Origin of the sequence: Paenibacillus sp. BSR1-1 (assembly GCF_030403775.1) — a bacterium.
In the GTDB taxonomy this organism is placed as follows: Bacteria; Bacillota; Bacilli; order Bacillales; family Cytobacillaceae; genus Neobacillus.
In genome coordinates this window covers 132,940-150,642 of record NZ_JAQMWQ010000003.1, presented here as the reverse complement: position 1 = coordinate 150,642, position 17,703 = coordinate 132,940, and the positions used below count along the sequence as shown (strand labels likewise).

Annotated in this window: 21 protein-coding genes; 3 read left to right on the top strand and 18 right to left on the bottom strand. The window is 39.2% G+C overall.

Annotated elements, in window-relative coordinates:
- Positions 1–78: 78 nt before the first annotated feature.
- Positions 79–1,095: a DUF3231 family protein gene (locus tag PH210_RS06510; RefSeq protein ID WP_289984047.1), complete on the top strand. Its 1,017-nt coding sequence runs from the start codon at positions 79–81 to the stop codon at positions 1,093–1,095.
- A 221-nt stretch (positions 1,096–1,316) separates the two neighbouring features.
- Here PH210_RS06510 and PH210_RS06505 read toward each other — a convergent pair whose 3' ends face one another.
- Together PH210_RS06505 and PH210_RS06500 are read right to left on the bottom strand one after the other, a co-directional pair.
- A complete protein-coding gene (locus PH210_RS06505) occupies positions 1,317–1,616 on the bottom strand; it encodes a hypothetical protein (protein WP_289984046.1) in 300 nt (99 codons plus the stop codon).
- A 60-nt stretch (positions 1,617–1,676) separates the two neighbouring features.
- Complete coding sequence (locus PH210_RS06500; protein ID WP_289984044.1) at positions 1,677–2,099, bottom strand: hypothetical protein; 423 nt, start codon at positions 2,097–2,099, stop codon at positions 1,677–1,679.
- 267 nt (positions 2,100–2,366) lie between these two features.
- Between PH210_RS06500 and PH210_RS06495 the strand changes: the two genes are divergently transcribed.
- Positions 2,367–2,840 carry a hypothetical protein gene (locus PH210_RS06495; RefSeq protein ID WP_289984041.1) on the top strand — a complete coding sequence of 158 codons (474 nt, stop codon included), beginning with the start codon at positions 2,367–2,369 and terminating at the stop codon, positions 2,838–2,840.
- 172 nt (positions 2,841–3,012) lie between these two features.
- Here PH210_RS06495 and PH210_RS06490 read toward each other — a convergent pair whose 3' ends face one another.
- From PH210_RS06490 to PH210_RS06435, 12 genes are all read right to left on the bottom strand, one after another.
- Positions 3,013–3,669, bottom strand: a complete 657-nt coding sequence (locus tag PH210_RS06490; RefSeq protein WP_289984040.1) for an apurinic/apyrimidinic endonuclease family protein — start codon at positions 3,667–3,669, stop codon at positions 3,013–3,015.
- Between the two features lie 504 nt (positions 3,670–4,173).
- Positions 4,174–5,115 (bottom strand): malate dehydrogenase, encoded by a 942-nt coding sequence (gene mdh, locus PH210_RS06485; RefSeq protein ID WP_289984037.1) that lies wholly within the window; start codon positions 5,113–5,115, stop codon positions 4,174–4,176.
- 83 nt (positions 5,116–5,198) lie between these two features.
- The gene (locus PH210_RS06480; protein ID WP_289984035.1) at positions 5,199–5,474 is read right to left on the bottom strand and encodes a BMC domain-containing protein; all 276 of its coding nucleotides are present in this window, start codon (positions 5,472–5,474) and stop codon (positions 5,199–5,201) included.
- Between the two features lie 17 nt (positions 5,475–5,491).
- Entirely contained in the window at positions 5,492–5,755 is a 264-nt protein-coding gene (locus PH210_RS06475) for a EutN/CcmL family microcompartment protein (protein ID WP_289984034.1), read from the bottom strand.
- A gap of 11 nt (positions 5,756–5,766) precedes the next feature.
- On the bottom strand, positions 5,767–6,627 hold the full coding sequence (pduL, locus tag PH210_RS06470; protein ID WP_289984033.1) for a phosphate propanoyltransferase: 861 nt from the start codon (positions 6,625–6,627) through the stop codon (positions 5,767–5,769).
- A 46-nt stretch (positions 6,628–6,673) separates the two neighbouring features.
- Positions 6,674–7,003 carry a BMC domain-containing protein gene (locus PH210_RS06465; RefSeq protein ID WP_289984031.1) on the bottom strand — a complete coding sequence of 110 codons (330 nt, stop codon included), beginning with the start codon at positions 7,001–7,003 and terminating at the stop codon, positions 6,674–6,676.
- Position 7,004: 1 nt separating this feature from the next.
- Positions 7,005–8,555 carry an aldehyde dehydrogenase family protein gene (locus PH210_RS06460; RefSeq protein WP_289984030.1) on the bottom strand — a complete coding sequence of 517 codons (1,551 nt, stop codon included), beginning with the start codon at positions 8,553–8,555 and terminating at the stop codon, positions 7,005–7,007.
- A 30-nt stretch (positions 8,556–8,585) separates the two neighbouring features.
- Entirely contained in the window at positions 8,586–8,891 is a 306-nt protein-coding gene (locus PH210_RS06455) for a BMC domain-containing protein (RefSeq protein ID WP_289984029.1), read from the bottom strand.
- A gap of 107 nt (positions 8,892–8,998) precedes the next feature.
- Positions 8,999–9,292 (bottom strand): BMC domain-containing protein, encoded by a 294-nt coding sequence (locus PH210_RS06450; RefSeq protein ID WP_289984028.1) that lies wholly within the window; start codon positions 9,290–9,292, stop codon positions 8,999–9,001.
- Positions 9,293–9,344: 52 nt separating this feature from the next.
- On the bottom strand, positions 9,345–9,719 hold the full coding sequence (locus PH210_RS06445) for a hypothetical protein (RefSeq protein ID WP_289984026.1): 375 nt from the start codon (positions 9,717–9,719) through the stop codon (positions 9,345–9,347).
- Between the two features lie 65 nt (positions 9,720–9,784).
- Positions 9,785–10,801: a phosphotransferase enzyme family protein gene (locus PH210_RS06440; protein ID WP_289984025.1), complete on the bottom strand. Its 1,017-nt coding sequence runs from the start codon at positions 10,799–10,801 to the stop codon at positions 9,785–9,787.
- 31 nt (positions 10,802–10,832) lie between these two features.
- Positions 10,833–12,095 (bottom strand): class-III pyridoxal-phosphate-dependent aminotransferase, encoded by a 1,263-nt coding sequence (locus PH210_RS06435; RefSeq protein ID WP_289984024.1) that lies wholly within the window; start codon positions 12,093–12,095, stop codon positions 10,833–10,835.
- Between the two features lie 212 nt (positions 12,096–12,307).
- Between PH210_RS06435 and PH210_RS06430 the strand changes: the two genes are divergently transcribed.
- Positions 12,308–13,135, top strand: a complete 828-nt coding sequence (locus tag PH210_RS06430; protein WP_289984022.1) for an AraC family transcriptional regulator — start codon at positions 12,308–12,310, stop codon at positions 13,133–13,135.
- 85 nt (positions 13,136–13,220) lie between these two features.
- On the opposite strand, the gene fabG is transcribed toward PH210_RS06430, so the two are convergent.
- The 4 genes from fabG to PH210_RS06410 form a co-directional block, all read right to left on the bottom strand.
- A complete protein-coding gene (gene fabG, locus PH210_RS06425; RefSeq protein WP_289984021.1) occupies positions 13,221–13,994 on the bottom strand; it encodes a 3-oxoacyl-ACP reductase FabG in 774 nt (257 codons plus the stop codon).
- A 43-nt stretch (positions 13,995–14,037) separates the two neighbouring features.
- A complete protein-coding gene (locus tag PH210_RS06420; RefSeq protein WP_289984019.1) occupies positions 14,038–15,474 on the bottom strand; it encodes an APC family permease in 1,437 nt (478 codons plus the stop codon).
- A gap of 1,021 nt (positions 15,475–16,495) precedes the next feature.
- Positions 16,496–17,170, bottom strand: coding sequence for a DUF1028 domain-containing protein (locus tag PH210_RS06415; protein WP_289984017.1), 675 nt, complete (start codon positions 17,168–17,170; stop codon positions 16,496–16,498).
- 31 nt (positions 17,171–17,201) lie between these two features.
- Entirely contained in the window at positions 17,202–17,654 is a 453-nt protein-coding gene (locus tag PH210_RS06410) for a RidA family protein (protein WP_289984015.1), read from the bottom strand.
- Between the last annotated feature and the right edge of the window lie 49 nt (positions 17,655–17,703).

Below are 17,703 nucleotides of genomic sequence, written 5' to 3'. Positions count from 1 at the left end.
TCCGATTTTTAACATATTTTTCATTCTCTAAGAAAATAATAAAAACACTAACCAATTTCGTAAATTGGAGGATGAACCTTGGAGAGACATATCCCAATCCGATTAACTGCTCCGGAAATTGCAAGCCTTTGGACTCAATATATTTTTGATACAATGTCCATTTGTTTCTTTCGTTATGCACTCGAACATATCGAAGATCACGAAGTCAAATCAATCTACCAGACTTCCCTTGAAGTATCCAAAAAGCATATCCAAGAAATTACAGTATTCATGTTAAATGAAAATTACCCTATTCCACGTGGGTTTACAGAAAAAGACGACGTAAACATTCACGCACCACGTCTATTTCAAGACCCTTTCTATCTAAATTATATTTATATCATGTCTTTGCAAGGCATGACAGGATATTCTTTGTCTGTTAGTACTTCAGTTCGTTCTGACTTACGTAAGTATTATATAACCTGTATGTCCGAAACGATGGAGCTTTTTGATCAATCCATTGATTTAATGCTTTCAAAAGGACTTTTTACTCGACCTCCTATTATTACTCCACCGGATTCGATCGATTTTGTAAAGCATCAAAGTTTTTTAACTGGATGGCTTGGAGATCGTCGTCCCTTGAATGCTATCGAAATTGGTGATATTACTTTCAACGTCCTAAAAATGCAATTACATGCTGCTTTAAAAGTGGGATTCGTCCAAGTAGCCCAATCAAAAGAGGTTCGTCAACATTTCAAAAGGGGACTTGACATTGCCAATAAACACATACAAATATTTGAATCGGTCTTTAAAGCAGACAAATTAAATTCACCTACTTCCTGGCAATCGATGATCACGAACTCTACTTCTATAACCTTTTCAGATAAATATATGATGTACCAAATTCAATTGTCTACACAATTAACCCTTTCCTATTATGGTTCGGCTTTGAGTGTCAATTCAAGAAGAGATATAGGTGCTCATTACCAGCGACTAATTTTAGAACTTTTGCTATTTGCAGAAGACGGAGCAAACCTAATGATAAAAAATGGATGGTTAGAGCAGCCTCCAACAGCAAGTGACCGAGAATCACTTGCTGGCGGAAAGGAGCAATAAATACTATTTCAGAAACTGGACGCTAGGAACCATTCCTAGCTTATTAATGTTATGCAAATAATAATAATGTCAATTACTATGTCAAAGTTAAAGAAATTCCGCGGAAACCTTGATAAATAAAGAAAAAAGACGTATGCCTATTCATACGTCAATTCTCATTTCATTTATTTGGAAAGCACCCGAAAACGGAACCCTTTACTCTTTTAAGCATGAGCTTTGATTTAATGTGCGACATGAATACTTCCATCATCAAAAATTTGCACCTCTTGATAACTGCCCATGTATTTTATGGCATCGGTGATAATGCCTTTTGTCACCAATTCATTCTGACCGGCTTCATATATTTCCCGATTAATAATTAAATAATAAAAATGACATTTCAGTTCGTCGATCATTTCAGAACCGGTAAATATGAAGTTATTATCGTATTTATTCTTAAACCAAATAAAAGCTTCATCATGGCTGTTGAAAAAAGGGAGCTCTGCTTCTTCTTCTTGAGTGATAGATCCTGGAACTTGCATTGTTCAACCACTTTCTTAAGTATTTTTTACTATCAATTTTATAATAGAATCATCGATTCACTACTTTAACAGATGTTTATCCAATTCACGTACTTGATCATAAGCTTCTAACAGATGTATGGGTACGAATGTTCTTCCATGTTCCCACGCATTCTCTTCGACTTCTTCCAAAAGCTGTTTCTTTTCCTCTTCCTTACCATAATAGAGGGTCTTTAAAACTCGTGGATTTTTCCTGAATTCTAAGTAATAACCTAGCTGATGGTAAAGAATAATTTTCACAAAGTTTTCATCTGTTGCTTTAACTTTAAAGTTAATTTTAGCGTTATAGCCGTTAATTTGGATGTAGTTAAACTTTATCGTATTTGTCGATAAGTTATAACTCATCGGTGCAGTGAGTTTATCGCTAAATTCAACATTAAATTTTAGCTTTAGCTCTTGTAATGTATTTATAATGATCTTCTCAATATCCCATATATAAAGCATGTATCTTACCTTCCTATTAACAATCGCTTGAAAATCTTATCTTGCTGCAATTTATTAAATCTTTTGATTTTTAGTCTTTTTTTTAAGAATAAAATACTCGGCCTTATGTAACAAGAGCCATTTTTCATAATTTGTTTTTGAAACTAACCTCCTCATTTTTGAAAAAAAGTTAAGCTTCCTAGATAGATTTCCATCTTCTTTCCTACATATGAAGAAAATGATTGGTTATACTATGGAAACGAAAAAAACAGAAAGGAGCAAAAAGCTGTGATACGGAAACTTATGGCTTTTTTCATATTTGCCGGCTTCCTTTTGACAGGCGCCCTTCACACTGACGGCCAGCCGCCTCCGGATCCCGTCGAAATGGGGAAGAAAGAAGGCTTTTATGAAGGAATCCGTTCCGGGCTTGAAGACCGGCATAATTTTAGAATCTCCCGTGCTTGGCAGCAGGTACCTACATCCCAGCTGAGTTTGGACAACAAGAAGGAGATCGCTCGCCCCCTCATGAAAATAGGACTTCTCCGCCAGGTGTCCCTCTTTTTTTCCTCTGAGGAGAAATTCAACGCCTACCTTCATGCCCATCCGGAATTGAATGCCGTACAGGCGGCCGAGCGGATACTTGGTCAAAGGTTTGTGAGGGCGTACAAAAGCAGTTTCCAAAAGGGTTATGAGAAATCACTTACTGCTTCACCCGAAAAGGCGGCAAACTATGCGGCCTTATTGAAAACGAAAAATAAATAAAGGGAAAACAAAAAGGGCAACCTCAACGGTGCCCTTTTTGACCTGCTGTGTTAGTTTCACTAAAAATGGCCACAGGAACCTTTCACATATTCTACTCTTGAGGCTTTTATCTGTATCTGATGTAAATACTTTATTAATTTGTTTGATCCAAATACTTAACCCCCACTAATTTTTATATCATTTCGTGTAGCTTGGTTAGAACTTCTAATTGCCGTACTTTTAAAATTGGATTGATATGATAATAGAAGGGTTTGTTTATATGCTCTAACCCTTTTAATCGAGATGAAGGTAATATACTTAATGCCCGATTCGCCAAAGGTTCGAGTAGTTCATTTGTTCCCCAAGCTGTAATAATCGGTCCATTGCTGCAATTGATAATGGACACTAACTCATTTACTCTAGTCGAAGAGAAAATGCTATGGGAATGAAAACCAGTTAACTCAGCCTTCTCTAATAGAATCTTAAAATCATCTGAATTACCAGCACGTATATCGGAGAGATTCAATATCCCTACACAATTCCAGCCCTTTAATCTCATTAACCTCATAATTTGGTATTGGGTGGGATCCGGTTTTGCCTCCACTAATGGTAATTTACTGGGTGCTTCTAAATATAAGTACGGAGAGGTAGATTTTTTACCTTTTGGAGCAGATGTGCCTGGATTCATTAAAATGATAAATGCATCTGGTCTTTTAATATTTTGTTTCCCTTTTTGCATAACAAAAGCAATGTTCCGGCAGTGAAACTCCTCTCCTCTAACCTGTTCGGTGTAAAAACTTGCTAACACTTTGAATTCATTTTTTAAGGTTTCTGCATATACGTATTCCATTAGAATCCCCCAAATTTCTGTATTAGCTTTCATATTTATAAAAGGGTAGACGAAATTTCGTCTACCCTTTTATGCTCTACGATTCATATAAATATATTTATTCTGTACATCGCCTAGAAATACCTTACATTTTCTTAGTTCCTTTATCTTAAAACAACTATATAGAAAAACCTTAATAATAGGACAATAATAATTTCACCATACTATAGATCATTTTTTCAAAAAAAGAGCCTAAATGATGATAGGCCCAAATTAATCTTTTCAAATTAAATTTTCTTCCTGTTTCTCTCTAGTAATATTTGATTAAAATCCCCCGTGACTCAAATCCCCTAATAAGACAAGCACAGCAAAGATATTCCTTCGCCCTTGTTATTCCTATGTATATTACACCTTTAAAAAACGAACATAATGCCTGTCCTAAAAGTAATTTACTTTGAAGAGGAAAAGGCACCCATATTATAATATATCATTTTAAGTATTCCCAATTAACATAATGCTAAAAAGTCAAGTGTTTACAATAGGTAAAATGGCTTCAACTGACTTAGCGGATCTGTCAAGGGCTTCTTTTTCATTTATATTTAATGGAAGTTCAATTACACTATGGATTCCATTTCCGCCAATTATTGTCGGAACTCCTAAGCACAAATCTTTATAGCCATACTCCCCCTGCAAATAAGCTATTGCAGGAAGAATGCGCTTTTTGTCGCGGATGATTGCTTCTGCCATGATGACAAGTGAGGAGGATGGAGCGTAATAGGCACTCCCATTTCCTAGTAAAGTAACAATCTCGCCACCGCCATGTCTAGTTCTTTCTATTATACTGTCTAGGCGCTCTTTCGAAATCAGCTTTTCAAGCGGAATTCCTCCAGCATATGAAAAACGGATTAATGGGATCATTTCGTCCCCATGGCCGCCCAGGACAAATCCTGAGATATCCTCAACTGAAATATTCAACTCTTCTGCTACAAAAGTATTAAATCTTCCTGTGTCAAGAACACCTGACTGGCCAATCACCCGGTTCCTTGGAAATTGTGTTGCCTTATAGCAAACGTAGGTCATCGCATCTACAGGATTGCTTAAGACAAGAATGTAACTATTTGGTGCATATTTTGCGATTTTAAGAGAAATGGAGTGAATGATACCCGCATTGGTTGAGACGAGATCCGCCCTGCTCATGCCTGGTTTTCGTGGAATGCCAGCAGTAATAATGACAAGATCAGCATTTTCTATATCGGCATAATCCGATGTTCCTTTAACATTGGCATTGAAGCGTAAAATAGGACCAGATTCGAGAATATCGAGTGCTTTTCCTTTTACTGGCTGTTCCTGTTCCGGTATTTCCACGAGAATAATATCCCCTAGTTCTTTTTGTGCAAGCATTAGAGCGGTTGTTGCGCCCGTATGACCAGCCCCGATAACAGCAATTTTTGGACGTTTAAAAACCATGTTTCTCCTCCTTCCATTCTTTTTTCGTAATTAGGCAATGCCTTTAGATTTCTTGAGGAATCGTCCCCTTTATTTCCTTCCAATTATTTGGACTTTTTCATGACTCCGTAGATTTCATTATCTATCCTTGGTATGACATGTGCAGCTCGCAGCCCACCCACTCTTGCTGCAGCCTCTTTTCCCGCTTCAACAGCAGCCTGTACCGCACCAACATCACCTTCAACCAAAATCGAAACAAGTGCACCATCTATTTTTTCCTGATTAACAATGGTGACATTTGCCGCTTTCAGCATAGCATCTGCAGCCTCAATCGAGGCTATTAACCCGTAGGTTTCAATCATTCCAATTGCTTTTGCCATTCCATTCACCTTCTCTATCATATTTCTGTCTGATCTACAATTCCGATAATCGCTGCATCAAGTGGAGAAACGACGTCAGGCACAATCGCCCGCGCTGAGCTGCCTTCTGCAAATATTATCTGATCCCCCTTGCCGGCACCAATTCGATCTGCCGCAATAATCGGTGTTTGAATGAAAGACCCATCCGGTTTAATGGGCTGTATTACTAGGAGTTTTAACCCGGTCATGCCCTCCTCTTTCCTTGTTGCCCATATACTTCCAATCACAATCCCAAGCCGCATGTCATCCCACCTTATGCATCAATAATCACAATTTTCTTCCCGGTAACGCGGGCTGTATCCCTTGCCAATGGGGTAACAATACTCATTTTTTTAATATAAATAGTTTCACCTACATATTTTTGTACTTCATGATCGGTTAATAATTTCCCACCAAAAACCTGATGATTCGAACGTTCCTCCGGAAAATCCGTAATTTTTGGGGAACCCTGGATAACCTTCGGCTGCCGGTGGATAATAATCCTCCCAGGCTGGCCTGTTTGGATTAATCCGGTATTAGCTTCATCCGTATCAATATGCATTTCAGTCATATACGAAGGTGAAACCCGGACTAAAACCCTCTCAAAGGTAATGGGCCGTGCAGTATCCACCTGAACCGTAACAAAACCGCCATCTTCAAATCCAAACTTTTTCGCATCTGCAGGATTTGTATGAATATGCGATTGTGCAATGATAAGGCCTTCTTGTAAATAGAGGCTTCCTTTCGGTCCTATGATGGTCACTGGACTGGAGCCATTTAGGTGGCCAGATTGCCGGACTGGCGGGTCAAGTCCAAGCTTTTTCGCATCTGTTATGCTTACTTCCACTTGCGTTTGTTTTCTTACCGGACCAAGGACACGAACGCGTTCAATCGTTCCTTTTGGACCCGCGATTGTTACTGTTTCTTCAGCAGCAAACTGATTGGGCTGGGAAAGCCGTTTCTTTATCCTCAATTGATAAGAGGCTCCAAACAGAACAGCCAGATCTTTTTCTGATACATGCACATGGCGTGCTGATACAGCTATAGGGATCAGGTGCTGTTCTAAAGGTGCCTGTTTTTCGCTCAACTGTTGAAGAACCTCTTCAACGATTGATTGAAGCAAGGGATGTTCCATTTTGTTTTCACCTCACTTTTGGCAAACCCCAAATAGTTAAGATTTCCTATCGTATTACCGATAAATCCGGTTCACTTTCTGAAGGGACTGCCTTAGGGATTTGTGGCAAAATTATTTCTAGCTCATTATGAGGTCTTGGAATCACATGGACTGACAAGATTTCACCTACCCGGTTGGCTGCAGCTGCCCCAGCATCAGTCGCCGCTTTTACTGCACCCACATCACCGCGAACCAGCACGGTCACGATTCCTCCGCCTACATGGACCTTACCAACAAGGTGCACATTTGCCGCCTTCACCATTGCATCAGCTGCTTCAATGGATGCTACCAAGCCCTTCGTTTCAATCATTCCAAGTGCCGTCATTTCTCTTGGCATTTTATCTTCCTCCTTGATCTTTATTGAATTGCTTTACAACTTGTACGACAATTTGGACAATATCAGCTGCCTGATAATTTTCATTTAAGCCTATTTCACGGATTACTTCTTCAACAATCCGATTCTGCTGGGCTGACTCTTGTATCACGGCTGTACTTCGGTCCGGATTCATAATTCCTTTTTTAGGGATTGACACTTCTTTAATTCCATAAGCCATTCTTTTTATATTCATTAAATGCCTGGCGGTAATATTGTCTGAAGTGATATTGCCTCCGAACGACCCACATCCCAATGTAAAGGATGGGTCAAAACCTGTTGTACCTCCAACTGCTCCCAATGTTGAAAGCGTGTTGACGAAGATTCTTGATACAGGCATGTCCAGGGAAAATTCCTTAGCCACATGCTCATTTTCCGTGTGAATCGATAGGCTGTGGCCTCTGCCTCCCAAATCGAGCAGCTGACTGCAGATTCTTTTGGCATCGGCTGTATTTTCTGCACGATAAAGTGCAAAGATCGGCGATAGCTTTTCTAATGAGAAAGGGGCATGCTTGCCAATTTCAGTTTCCTCAGCAACGAAGAGACGAATTGTTTCATCAATTGAAATCCCTGCAAGCTCAGCAATTGACACAGGGCTTTTTCCGACAATCGCAGGATTTACCTTTCCTGGAACAGGTGATATGACCTTTTCCATTTTTTTCTTTTCTTCCGGATTTAAAAAATAAGCCCCGTTCTGTTTCAACTCAAGAATCACATCTGAGGCAATCTCCTGGTCCACGACAATCGACTGTTCCGTCGCACAGATGGTACCGTAATCAAATGTCTTGCTATCGACAATCATTGATACAGCTTTTTTTAGTTTTGCTGTTTTTTCAATATAAACGGGAACATTTCCTGGCCCGACGCCATAAGCCGGTTTCCCGGAGCTATACGCTGCTTTAACGAGTCCGCCTCCGCCCGTGGCAAGGATTAAATTAACATCTTGATCCTTCATTAGTGCCTGTGTTGCTTCCATGGAAGCAAAGGATAGCCAGCCAATTAACCCCTCTAGCGCCCCGGCCCGGGTAGCAGCTTTTTCACAAATTTTCAAAGCTTCGGTTGTACACTTCACGGCATACGGGTGTGGGCTGGCCACAATGGCATTCCGTGTTTTTAAAGAAATCAACGTTTTAAAAATAGCTGTTGAGGTTGGGTTGGTTGTTGGGATAATCGCGGCAACTACACCGAATGGTGCGGCAATTTCAACCATTCCTTTGACTTTGTCTTTCCTGATGATGCCAACCGTCTTTTCATCTTTTATTGATTCATATACTGCTTTAGAGGCGACATCATTTTTCATCTTTTTGTGCTCAATCATGCCCATCCCAGTTTCCTTCACAGCAAGAACAGCTAATTCATACGAATGTTCATAGGCTGCATCTGCGACTGCTTTAACAATTTGATCAACCTGTTCCTGTGAGAACGACATATACTTAAGCTGAGCCTGTTTGGCCTTTCGAACGACTTCTCTCATTTCCTGTAGTGCAAGTAAATCATGGTCAACTACTGCATACATGTCATCACTACCTTATAGATATATAGATTGTTATTGAACTAGCTGGGATACCCAACGTGAATTTACCTCTTTTTGGAAAAACTGCTTTGTTTCAAGGTCCGGGTTTGGCAGGACCCCGGATGTTAGAAGGGAGTCGGCTTTTTTTGCAATCATGGCTCCCGCTTCAATCGCTGTCCTGACAGAGCTTAAATCGCCGCCAATCAGTAGAGTGACAAGTGCAACATCTCTTGTCTCATGTTTAATAATTGTGATGTCTGCTGCTTTTAGCATAGCATCTGCTGCTATAATAGAAATTGCCACACCCATTGTTTCGAGCAATCCAATCGCACCGTACAACATCATTCCCTCTTCTCAAAAATGATCAAAAGATTTCTGTGTCCAAGATAGCGGCAGGGATATGAATCCCAAAATAACGAAACTACAAAATGCTTTTTGAAAATCTATTATTTTTTATCAGATCCCGGTAAAATAATTTCCAATTCATTGTGTGGACGAGGTATCACATGAGTGGATAAAAGCTGTCCGACACGTTCTGCAGCAGCAGTTCCCGATTCTACTGCAGCTTTCACTGCTCCCACGTCTCCTGTTACCATAACCGTTACGATTCCACCACCGACGTGCACTTTTCCTATTAAATTTACATTTGCTGCTTTCACCATTGCATCCGATGCTTCTAATGCAGCTACGAGCCCCTTTGTTTCAATCATCCCTAAAGCTCCATCAATTATTCTTGTCATGTTTATTCCTCCATTTTGTCAACTTTCAACCTATTTCATTGCAAATTACCTTTTAATAAAATGTTGTATATAACTTAACTTGCCCTTCTGTGTTTGCTTCATTTTGCGATGCAGTTTTCCGAATAATGGCAGCTACTTCTTCCCATTTTTTCAACTCTGAAACCTCCAGTGATGTAATTGCTGAAGGCTTATTGTTCGAAAGAATTTTATCGTTACCACCATTCAAGCTGGAGGAAATGGTATCCCACAATTTTATCTCTTCATTAGATAGTGGTTTGGGATTGGCAGTGTACGGCTGATGTTCTTTTCCCGAATTCTTGAAACTGGTTATGTTATTTTCATTTTTATTAAGAGGAAAAGCTTCATCATGCTCTTCCAACTTTAAGAGAACGAGTTTCGTAATTTCTTTAATTATCGTTTCATTCATGTTCAGTCCTGCCCTCCATTCAGCAAATCTTTATAGCTCTGTACAGTTTGTCAAAATTAATGTGCCTACAAATTAAATCTTTCTAAATATCGAATGGCTAATGCGTCCGTTTGCTCTGTATATTTACTTCCGAGTTCTTGGCTGGTAGGGTTATCATGGCTGCCGATCCAAGCGATGAGCATTAATCTCCTCATTAAGATAAAGGTTGGAATCTCATCTTCTTCCTGTTTCGATAGCGGGCGTACCTTACGATATCCTTTCACCCATGCACGAATAAGGTCGGGCACATATGGCTGATGCTCAATAAAACTTAATGAAGTGGCTAAATCAAACATGTACCAGCTAAATCCACAGTCATCAAAATCAATCACTTTAATGACTTTATCTTCAATAATTAAATTGGGGAGACGCAAGTCGGCGTGGATTAAACCAAAGCGGTCATTAGATTTTCCATATTGATCTAACCGGTGTTTGATCACTTCCGATACCTTTTGGAACAATTCGAGTCTTTGTGGGGTTATTCCCTTCCCATCCTGCCATCTGCCCCATATAGGATCATTCCCTATGACGTTTTCGTAATCCCAGGACCAGCGATTGATTGTTTGCGGCGGTTTCCAATTTATACTGTGATTGTGGAGATGGGCAGTAATTTCACCAAGATTTTCAAATTGAACGATTAACTCTTGTTCATTTTCCTCACTTGGCGATTCCCCTTCTAAAAAAGCAAATAACGTACAATAAAATGGTGATTGTTCATCGTGTAAATGAACTTCCTGAACATTCTCCCAATTTGACCCAGGGAAAGGTAAAGGAACAGTAATCGGGCTATCCCGATTGATTGATTTTAACCATAGTAACTCACTTTCAATTTCTTCCTTTGTGTGATAACCAGGACGATTGACTCGTAAAATATATTTCTTATTATTTGCAAAATCTCTCACTAGATAGGTAGCGTTCTCTGAGTAATTTAAGAGCTCGATGTTTGCATTGGTTAATTTGGGATACAATCCGAGTGAATTTTTTGCCACTTCATGAAAGATATTTAAAACACCTGCATAGGATGGTTCATTTGCTACTCCCATATTTTTTCTCCCTCCTAATCCAGTTTTTCGATTAATAGTCCAGTTTTCTTGCTGCCTGCTTAATTCCAAGTTCACAACGTTCCAGCAGCTCGTCACAATAATTCTTGTCGCAAAGAAGACCTGGTTTAAACTGCAAAACGCGATTATCAAGCATGGAGTAGATGGCCCATACACCATTTTCATAAAGTGAACTCATCACATGCTTGGCACCTTGCGGGTGATCGAACTCGAGCCCCATCACAACACCTAATTGACGAATTCCAACAAAGAAGTCTGAATGGCGCTGCTTGATCTTCTCCAATTCATATCGTAAATAGCGGGAAACAAAATTCACATTTTGGACAACTTCTTCTCTTTGGGAAATTTCTAATACTTTCATTGCTACAATACATCCCAATTCAGAACCTCCAAAGGTGGAAATATGTGCCATCCCATCCTCATTCATCCACTGGCCCGCCCTTTTACTTACGACCGTTGCAGCAATTGGATAGATTCCACCGCTAAAGCCTTTCGAAGTGACCAATATATCGGGTTCCACATTATAATGTTCGATTCCCCATAGTTTCCCTGTGCGCATAAGACCAGTCTGCACTTCATCGGCAACATAGAGTGTTCCATATTTCTCACACAACCTCTTTACGGACGTAAGATAATCTTTTTCAGGAAGAGGGAAACCGTATGTTGCTGGGATCGTTTCGATAATGACACAGGCAACGTCTTCGTTTCTTAATGCAGCTTCCATCGCATGTAAATCATTAAATGGGACATGAATAAACTCCGATGGATTCCCCTCGCTTAAAAACGGCTTTGAATACCGCTCATTTCCTAGTGATACAGCTAATCCGGTATGGCCATGATACCCGTTGATGATTGAGACAAATTTCTTTCTTTTCGTGGCGTATCTGGCGCATTTTAAGGCAACGTCGATTGCTTCACTCCCACCGCAAGAAAGAATGGAGTAGTGAAGGCTGTCAGGAGTAGCCTTTCCAAGTGCTTTTGCAAGCTGCGCCCGGGTGATGGATGGAAAATGATGGTTTCCGATATCAAATTCTTCTAATGCATTCTTTAAGGTTGAAATAATTTCAGGATTCCGATGTCCTAAGTTGTATGTACCTCCATTCAAATGGACATCCATTAATCTATTTCCATTCATATCGTAAAAATAGTAGCCCTCTCGTTTCCCAATAACTAAGTCAACGCCATCCTTTTGCCATTGTTTTGTTTTTCCAGGATTCCACCATTCAATAGATTGTTGAATTACTTGTTCTTTCGATATTTCTTTAGTCGAATACAAACTGTATCCCTCCTTGGAATATGACAATGTTTCAAACTTGATAGGCTTACTATAACATCAATAAAAGTATTGTTATTGTAAAAATCGGAACATTCAGAATAATATTCTTTAATTTATGTCTATTAATTTGTATAATAAAAAAAAGAATAAATACATAGATTCAACTATTCTTAAATAATCTTGGAGCAGTCTACTGAGGGAGGTTATAAAGTTTGAATTTATATAGTCAGCCAAAAACAGTTTCTTATTTACCATCTCAACCTGAAATTGAAAAAAACTCTGACTATTATTTGGAGAAAAAACCCACAAGTTTTTTATGTAAAAGAAATATCGCGGTATTTTTCCAGTTTAAGATAAAACAAAATGGGGCAAAGCTCGTTTCCATCATCCCGGACGGTGCGTTCGATCTCTTGTTTTGTTGTCACCCAAGCAAACCAGAAGTATATTTATGGACAACCCCGTCCAAAAGAATGAGAATCCAAGAAGGCTTTCGAGAGGATTGCGACTATTTTGGGGTCCGCTTTTATCCTGAACAACAACTTTTTTACTTTCATTACAATATGAAAGGATTACTGGATCAGAAAATTCCCCTTAACGATGTAATCAAGATGGACCCCACATTTGCCGAACAAATTGTCGAGGCTCAAACTTTTGAGGAAAGAATCCAATTGTTTGAAAGGCTTATGGAAAAGCGTCAAGCAGAAAAGTCTCCCAGCCAGCTCATCATCGAATATTCAATTCAAAAGATTTACTCCACCAAAGGACAAATAAAAATTGAGATGTTATCTGACGAAATCGGCTATACGGATCGATATCTAAGAAAAAAATTCGAAGAACAAATTGGAGTCTCCCCGAAACAATTTAGCCTGATTGTTAGATTCCAAAACGCCTTAAAAGTTATCCTCAATGATTATAACTATGATCTGTCAAAAATACTTTTTGAACAAGGCTACCATGATCAGTCGCATTTTATTCACTCATTCAAAAATTTTACCAATTTATCACCTGAAAGATTTCGGGAGATTTTTTATAACTCTTAAACCATTTAAAAGGGAAAATAGATGAACAGGAAAACCCTCTCCTTTTTTCAAAAGGGAGGGTTTCTTTTTTTTATCATATAACCACTTAGGCTAATGCATCTAAACTTTCAGGAATAATTTGGCCGCCATCCACCACAATTGTTTGAGCTGTAATGTAGTTTGCTTCTTTGGAGGCCAAAAAAAGGGCTGCATAAGCAATATCTTCAACTTTGCCAATTCGTTTCATTGGAACTGTGGCCGCCATGCTATTTATATAATCATCCCCTAATTCTACTAATCCCTCAGTTAAAATATTACCTGGCATCACCGCATTAATCGTGATATTGTGTGGAGCCAACTCCAATGCGGCGCTTCTCATAAATCCAAGCTGTGCCGCCTTGCTTGCTCCATAGTGTGACCAACCGGCGTAGCCAGTAACCGGTCCTGTTATCGATGATGTAAGGATAATACGGCCATATTCAGCTTCTTTTAAAAAAGGAAGGCAAGCCTGAATAGCAAATAAGGCACCTCTAGCATTCGTATTCATAACAAGATCCCATTCATTAATACTCATATCCTCAATGGAGGAGTTTGGAAATACCCCTGCATTGGAACAGAGAATATCCACACCTCCAAATGAAGAAGCTACATCAATTGCCATTTTTTTCATGGAATCTAGGCTTGATACGTCTCCTGCAAATGCTTTTGCAATTCCTCCGTTTTTCCGAATTTCATCTGCGCTGCTCTCTGCTATCTCTATATTCCTAGAAACAACGGCCACATTTGCTCCTTTCCTTGCAAAAACTTCGGCAATTCCTTTCCCAATCCCTTTGCTTGCCCCTGTTACGATCACGGTTTTCCCTTTTAATGGCGTCAACATGAATGGATCTCCTCCTGCTAAAATGTATTATTAAGTTATCATTCTATAATTCTAATTGTGGCGGAAGCTTACGGAATCCTTTTGTTTTTATTGCCAAGTAGACGATTCCAATGACAAGCCATGAAGTGCCAATGATTTGTGCCAATCGATCCATACTTATCCATACATACAAGATGATCAGGAATCCAATGATTGGCAATACCAAATAACGGAAATGGCTAATTCCTGATGGTTTCCAATTTGGTATACTTCCAAGTTTTATTGATGACTCTCCTTTTTTCTTCACATAGTATAGCCAAACCACCGAAAAATTTAATGCAGCAAATCCGAATAACGCACCATAGTTTACTAGATTTGAAAGTGTTGCCATGTTTGAGCTAAGGCCTAAGATAAATTCGATGGAAACAATAATAAGGATACTCCAATGAGGTGTTTTCCATCTTTTATTCACTTTTGCAAATACATTCTTTGGCAGCAGATTGTCTCTACCCATTCCATATAAAAGGCGTGCTCCTGCAGCAGTTGCCACAAGATTAAAGACAGCTAATTCTGTTAAATACCCTGCTGTAAAAAAGATTCCAAAACCATCTCCACCTGTCATTTTTGATACTTGGAATAATACGGTATTTACCCAAGTTTCATTATTCATATGAGATTGCCAATCAGGTATGACGAGCATCCCAAAATATCCGCATGCAAACATCGTTATTGTTCCGATCCCAATGCACCAATAAATCGCCTTTGGAATATCCCTCTTGGGTCTCTTCGTTTCCTCCGCTAAGGTTGTTATCGCATCAAAGCCCAGAAAGCTAAAGATGGCTAGTGAAGTACCAGCAGCTAAAGTGGAAAAATTGGTAAAATGAAAGGGTTCAGCATTAAATAAAGTCCCAGTTCCCATTCCACCATGTACGGCATGAGCCCAAATAATGATGGAAAGCCAAACAACAAATTCACCAAGTATGAGAAGTCCTAATCCCAATTTGGATATTAATTCAACACCGAATAGGTTTAATAACCCTGTACCGATTGAGAATATCGCTAATAAAATCCAATAAGGAATTCCGGGAAAATATTGTTGGGCAAAATATGCTGAACTAGATGCAGTAACCGTTGGGATTAATATGTAATCCAATGTTAATACCCATCCAGATATAAATCCCAAATGTGGATTCCATCCTCTTCCAACATAGCTGTAAACTGACCCTGCAAGCGGGAAATTCCTGACCATGACCGAGTAACTGAAGGCAGTGAAAAGCATAGCAACTCCAGCCAGTAAATAGGGAAGTGCTACCGTTCCACCTGAGGTTTGAAGCAACAATCCAAAAATAATGGCAGGAGCAATAGGAACCATATAGTTTAGTCCGAATGCCGTTAGTTGCCAAATGTTCATCGTTCGATCAAGTTCTTGCGTATAACCAAATTTTGAAATATCAGTAGGCAATTTTACTTCAATATTTAATTCTCTTTCTTCAACAGACATTTGTTTTACCTCCCTTTTATCATATCCCGACAGAAAACTCTCACCTTAAGGCATTAGACTAAAGCCATTGAGATGGTGATTGGAAAGAAGTTGATAGTATTGCTTTACAAAAATCTGTTTAAAATTTAGTAGATGTTTTTAATCAAGAGAATAAAAGCAAAAGATACGATGGAATTATTGCTGTTAAATACAATCATTTAAATTGCCTAAACTTGGTCTTGTCCGTCACAAAAGTAGAAATTTATGTGTAAGCGTTTTCTAAAAAAGTTAAATAGTTACTTGAGCCCAACCAGTTAATTCAGTTAGCGTTTTTCAAAATAATTCGTTGGTAGAATGTGAAAGGATTTTTTAATACTAGTACTTCATTTTCATTTAGTCATATGTTCCTTCGAAAATTTTTTTGTCTGATACAAACGGACCTCCCTCCCTGTAAAAAATCTCTTCTATAAACTAGATAGAAATAATATAACATCTAAAAAAATAAATATATTGTAAAAAACGGAACTTTCTGAATATTATAACTCCAATTTTGGTGTTTATTTTGTATAAGTTTGGGCTAGTTTGCTGTGCCCTAATTCAATTTGATGGGGTGTTATTTAATCTTGTTGTCTGAAAGCATGTCTCATTCGGAAAGGGTAAGTCTAAAAATGCAAAAAGCTGTACGCCCTAATGGTCACGTAGAGTAGGATTCATCAATCCATATACTTAAGTGGACCGCCCCGCAAATTTGGAAAACAAACAGGAGATCGCTCGCCCCCTCATGAAAATAGGACTTCTCCGCCAAGTCTCCCTCTTTTTTTCCTCTGAGGAGAAATTCAACGCCTACCTTCAACTACGCGGCCTTATTGAAAACGAAAAAAAGATAAGGGGAAAACAAAAAGGGCAATCTCAAGGATGCCCTTTGACCTGCTGTGTAATCTGAAGTGACTTTTTGACTACTTAAAATAACTAACCCCGCTAATCATAGATTAGCGGGGTTCTAATTTATTTGAAACAGATTTCGTGATAACCCGGTTAAAGGTTATTCATCTCCTATAACGCCATAAGATGGAGCCAACTCTGGAACAATCGCCCTTACTTTATAGTCATCTGCTTGTGGACTGTAGATTTCCCAAAGTTTCTTTAAATCCTCAAGAGGTTGTTCACTATAGTCCACTCTTAAGTCAACATAGGCGAATGGCTCATCCGTATAGACCAGAAGACCAATCGAATGCTCCTGGTCCAGCTCCCCACCCATTTGAAAGCCTTTTTCAATCGCCAAAATTAACCTTTCAGCCAATGGCCGGCCTTCAGTTTCTAGAAACGCCTGGCCCATGGCTTCCGGAATCTTAGAGTTACTGAGAAGATTCCCGATACTTGCAACATTTTTTGCACAAAATTCTCCGTGTACACCTAAAGCCTTACTACCTGTGAAAGCAGCAGAGTTTCCTTTTGAATCGACAACCGCTAGCTGCCTGTACTCTGGAAACGGAGAAGCTTCCTTCATCGATCGGATTGTGGACTCTGCATCAAATCCATTCTCCAACACCGTAAAACCGATGCCAGCTAATCTTGGATCTGTAACGTTTTGGGTTAAAATAGCCCCAACTCCTGTTTTAACCCAGGGACATCTTGCCCCAACGGATGGACTACTGGACGTAACAATTACCCCTAAGGCACCTGTGGAAGAACAGCGTCCTGCTACCGAAAATGTCATTTTTCTCCTCCTTGTCGTAATTTTTCTTGATTTATTCGCTAATGACGGCCTCTACATCAATTTCCATTAACATCTCAGGCATGGCAAATCCACTTACGAGCAAACCAGTACTGCACGGATAGACATCCTTAAAATGTTTAGCGATCACCGGATAGACTTTGCTTCTATCTTCACGGTGCATGAGATAAACAGTTATTTTACAAATATCCTGAATCGTGCCGCCTGCCTCTTCAATTAGCTGTTTAACACATGCACAAGCCATCTCCGCCTGTGCTGCCACATCTCCAACTCCGTGAAAATTCCCATCCAAATCAAATCCTGTCTGCCCTCTCAAGAAAATGCGATTTCCTGCTCGAACAGCCATGCTAAACTCATTCGCAATGTGATGTTCTGGTTTTCCCATGTTTTTCGGATAAAACTGATCCGTTTTGAACTTTCGAAATCTTTGAATTTCCACTTTTTTTGTTTCACCATGAACTGACATAATAATATTTCCTCCTTTAATGGTATGTTTTATAGGAATAATTCTGAAT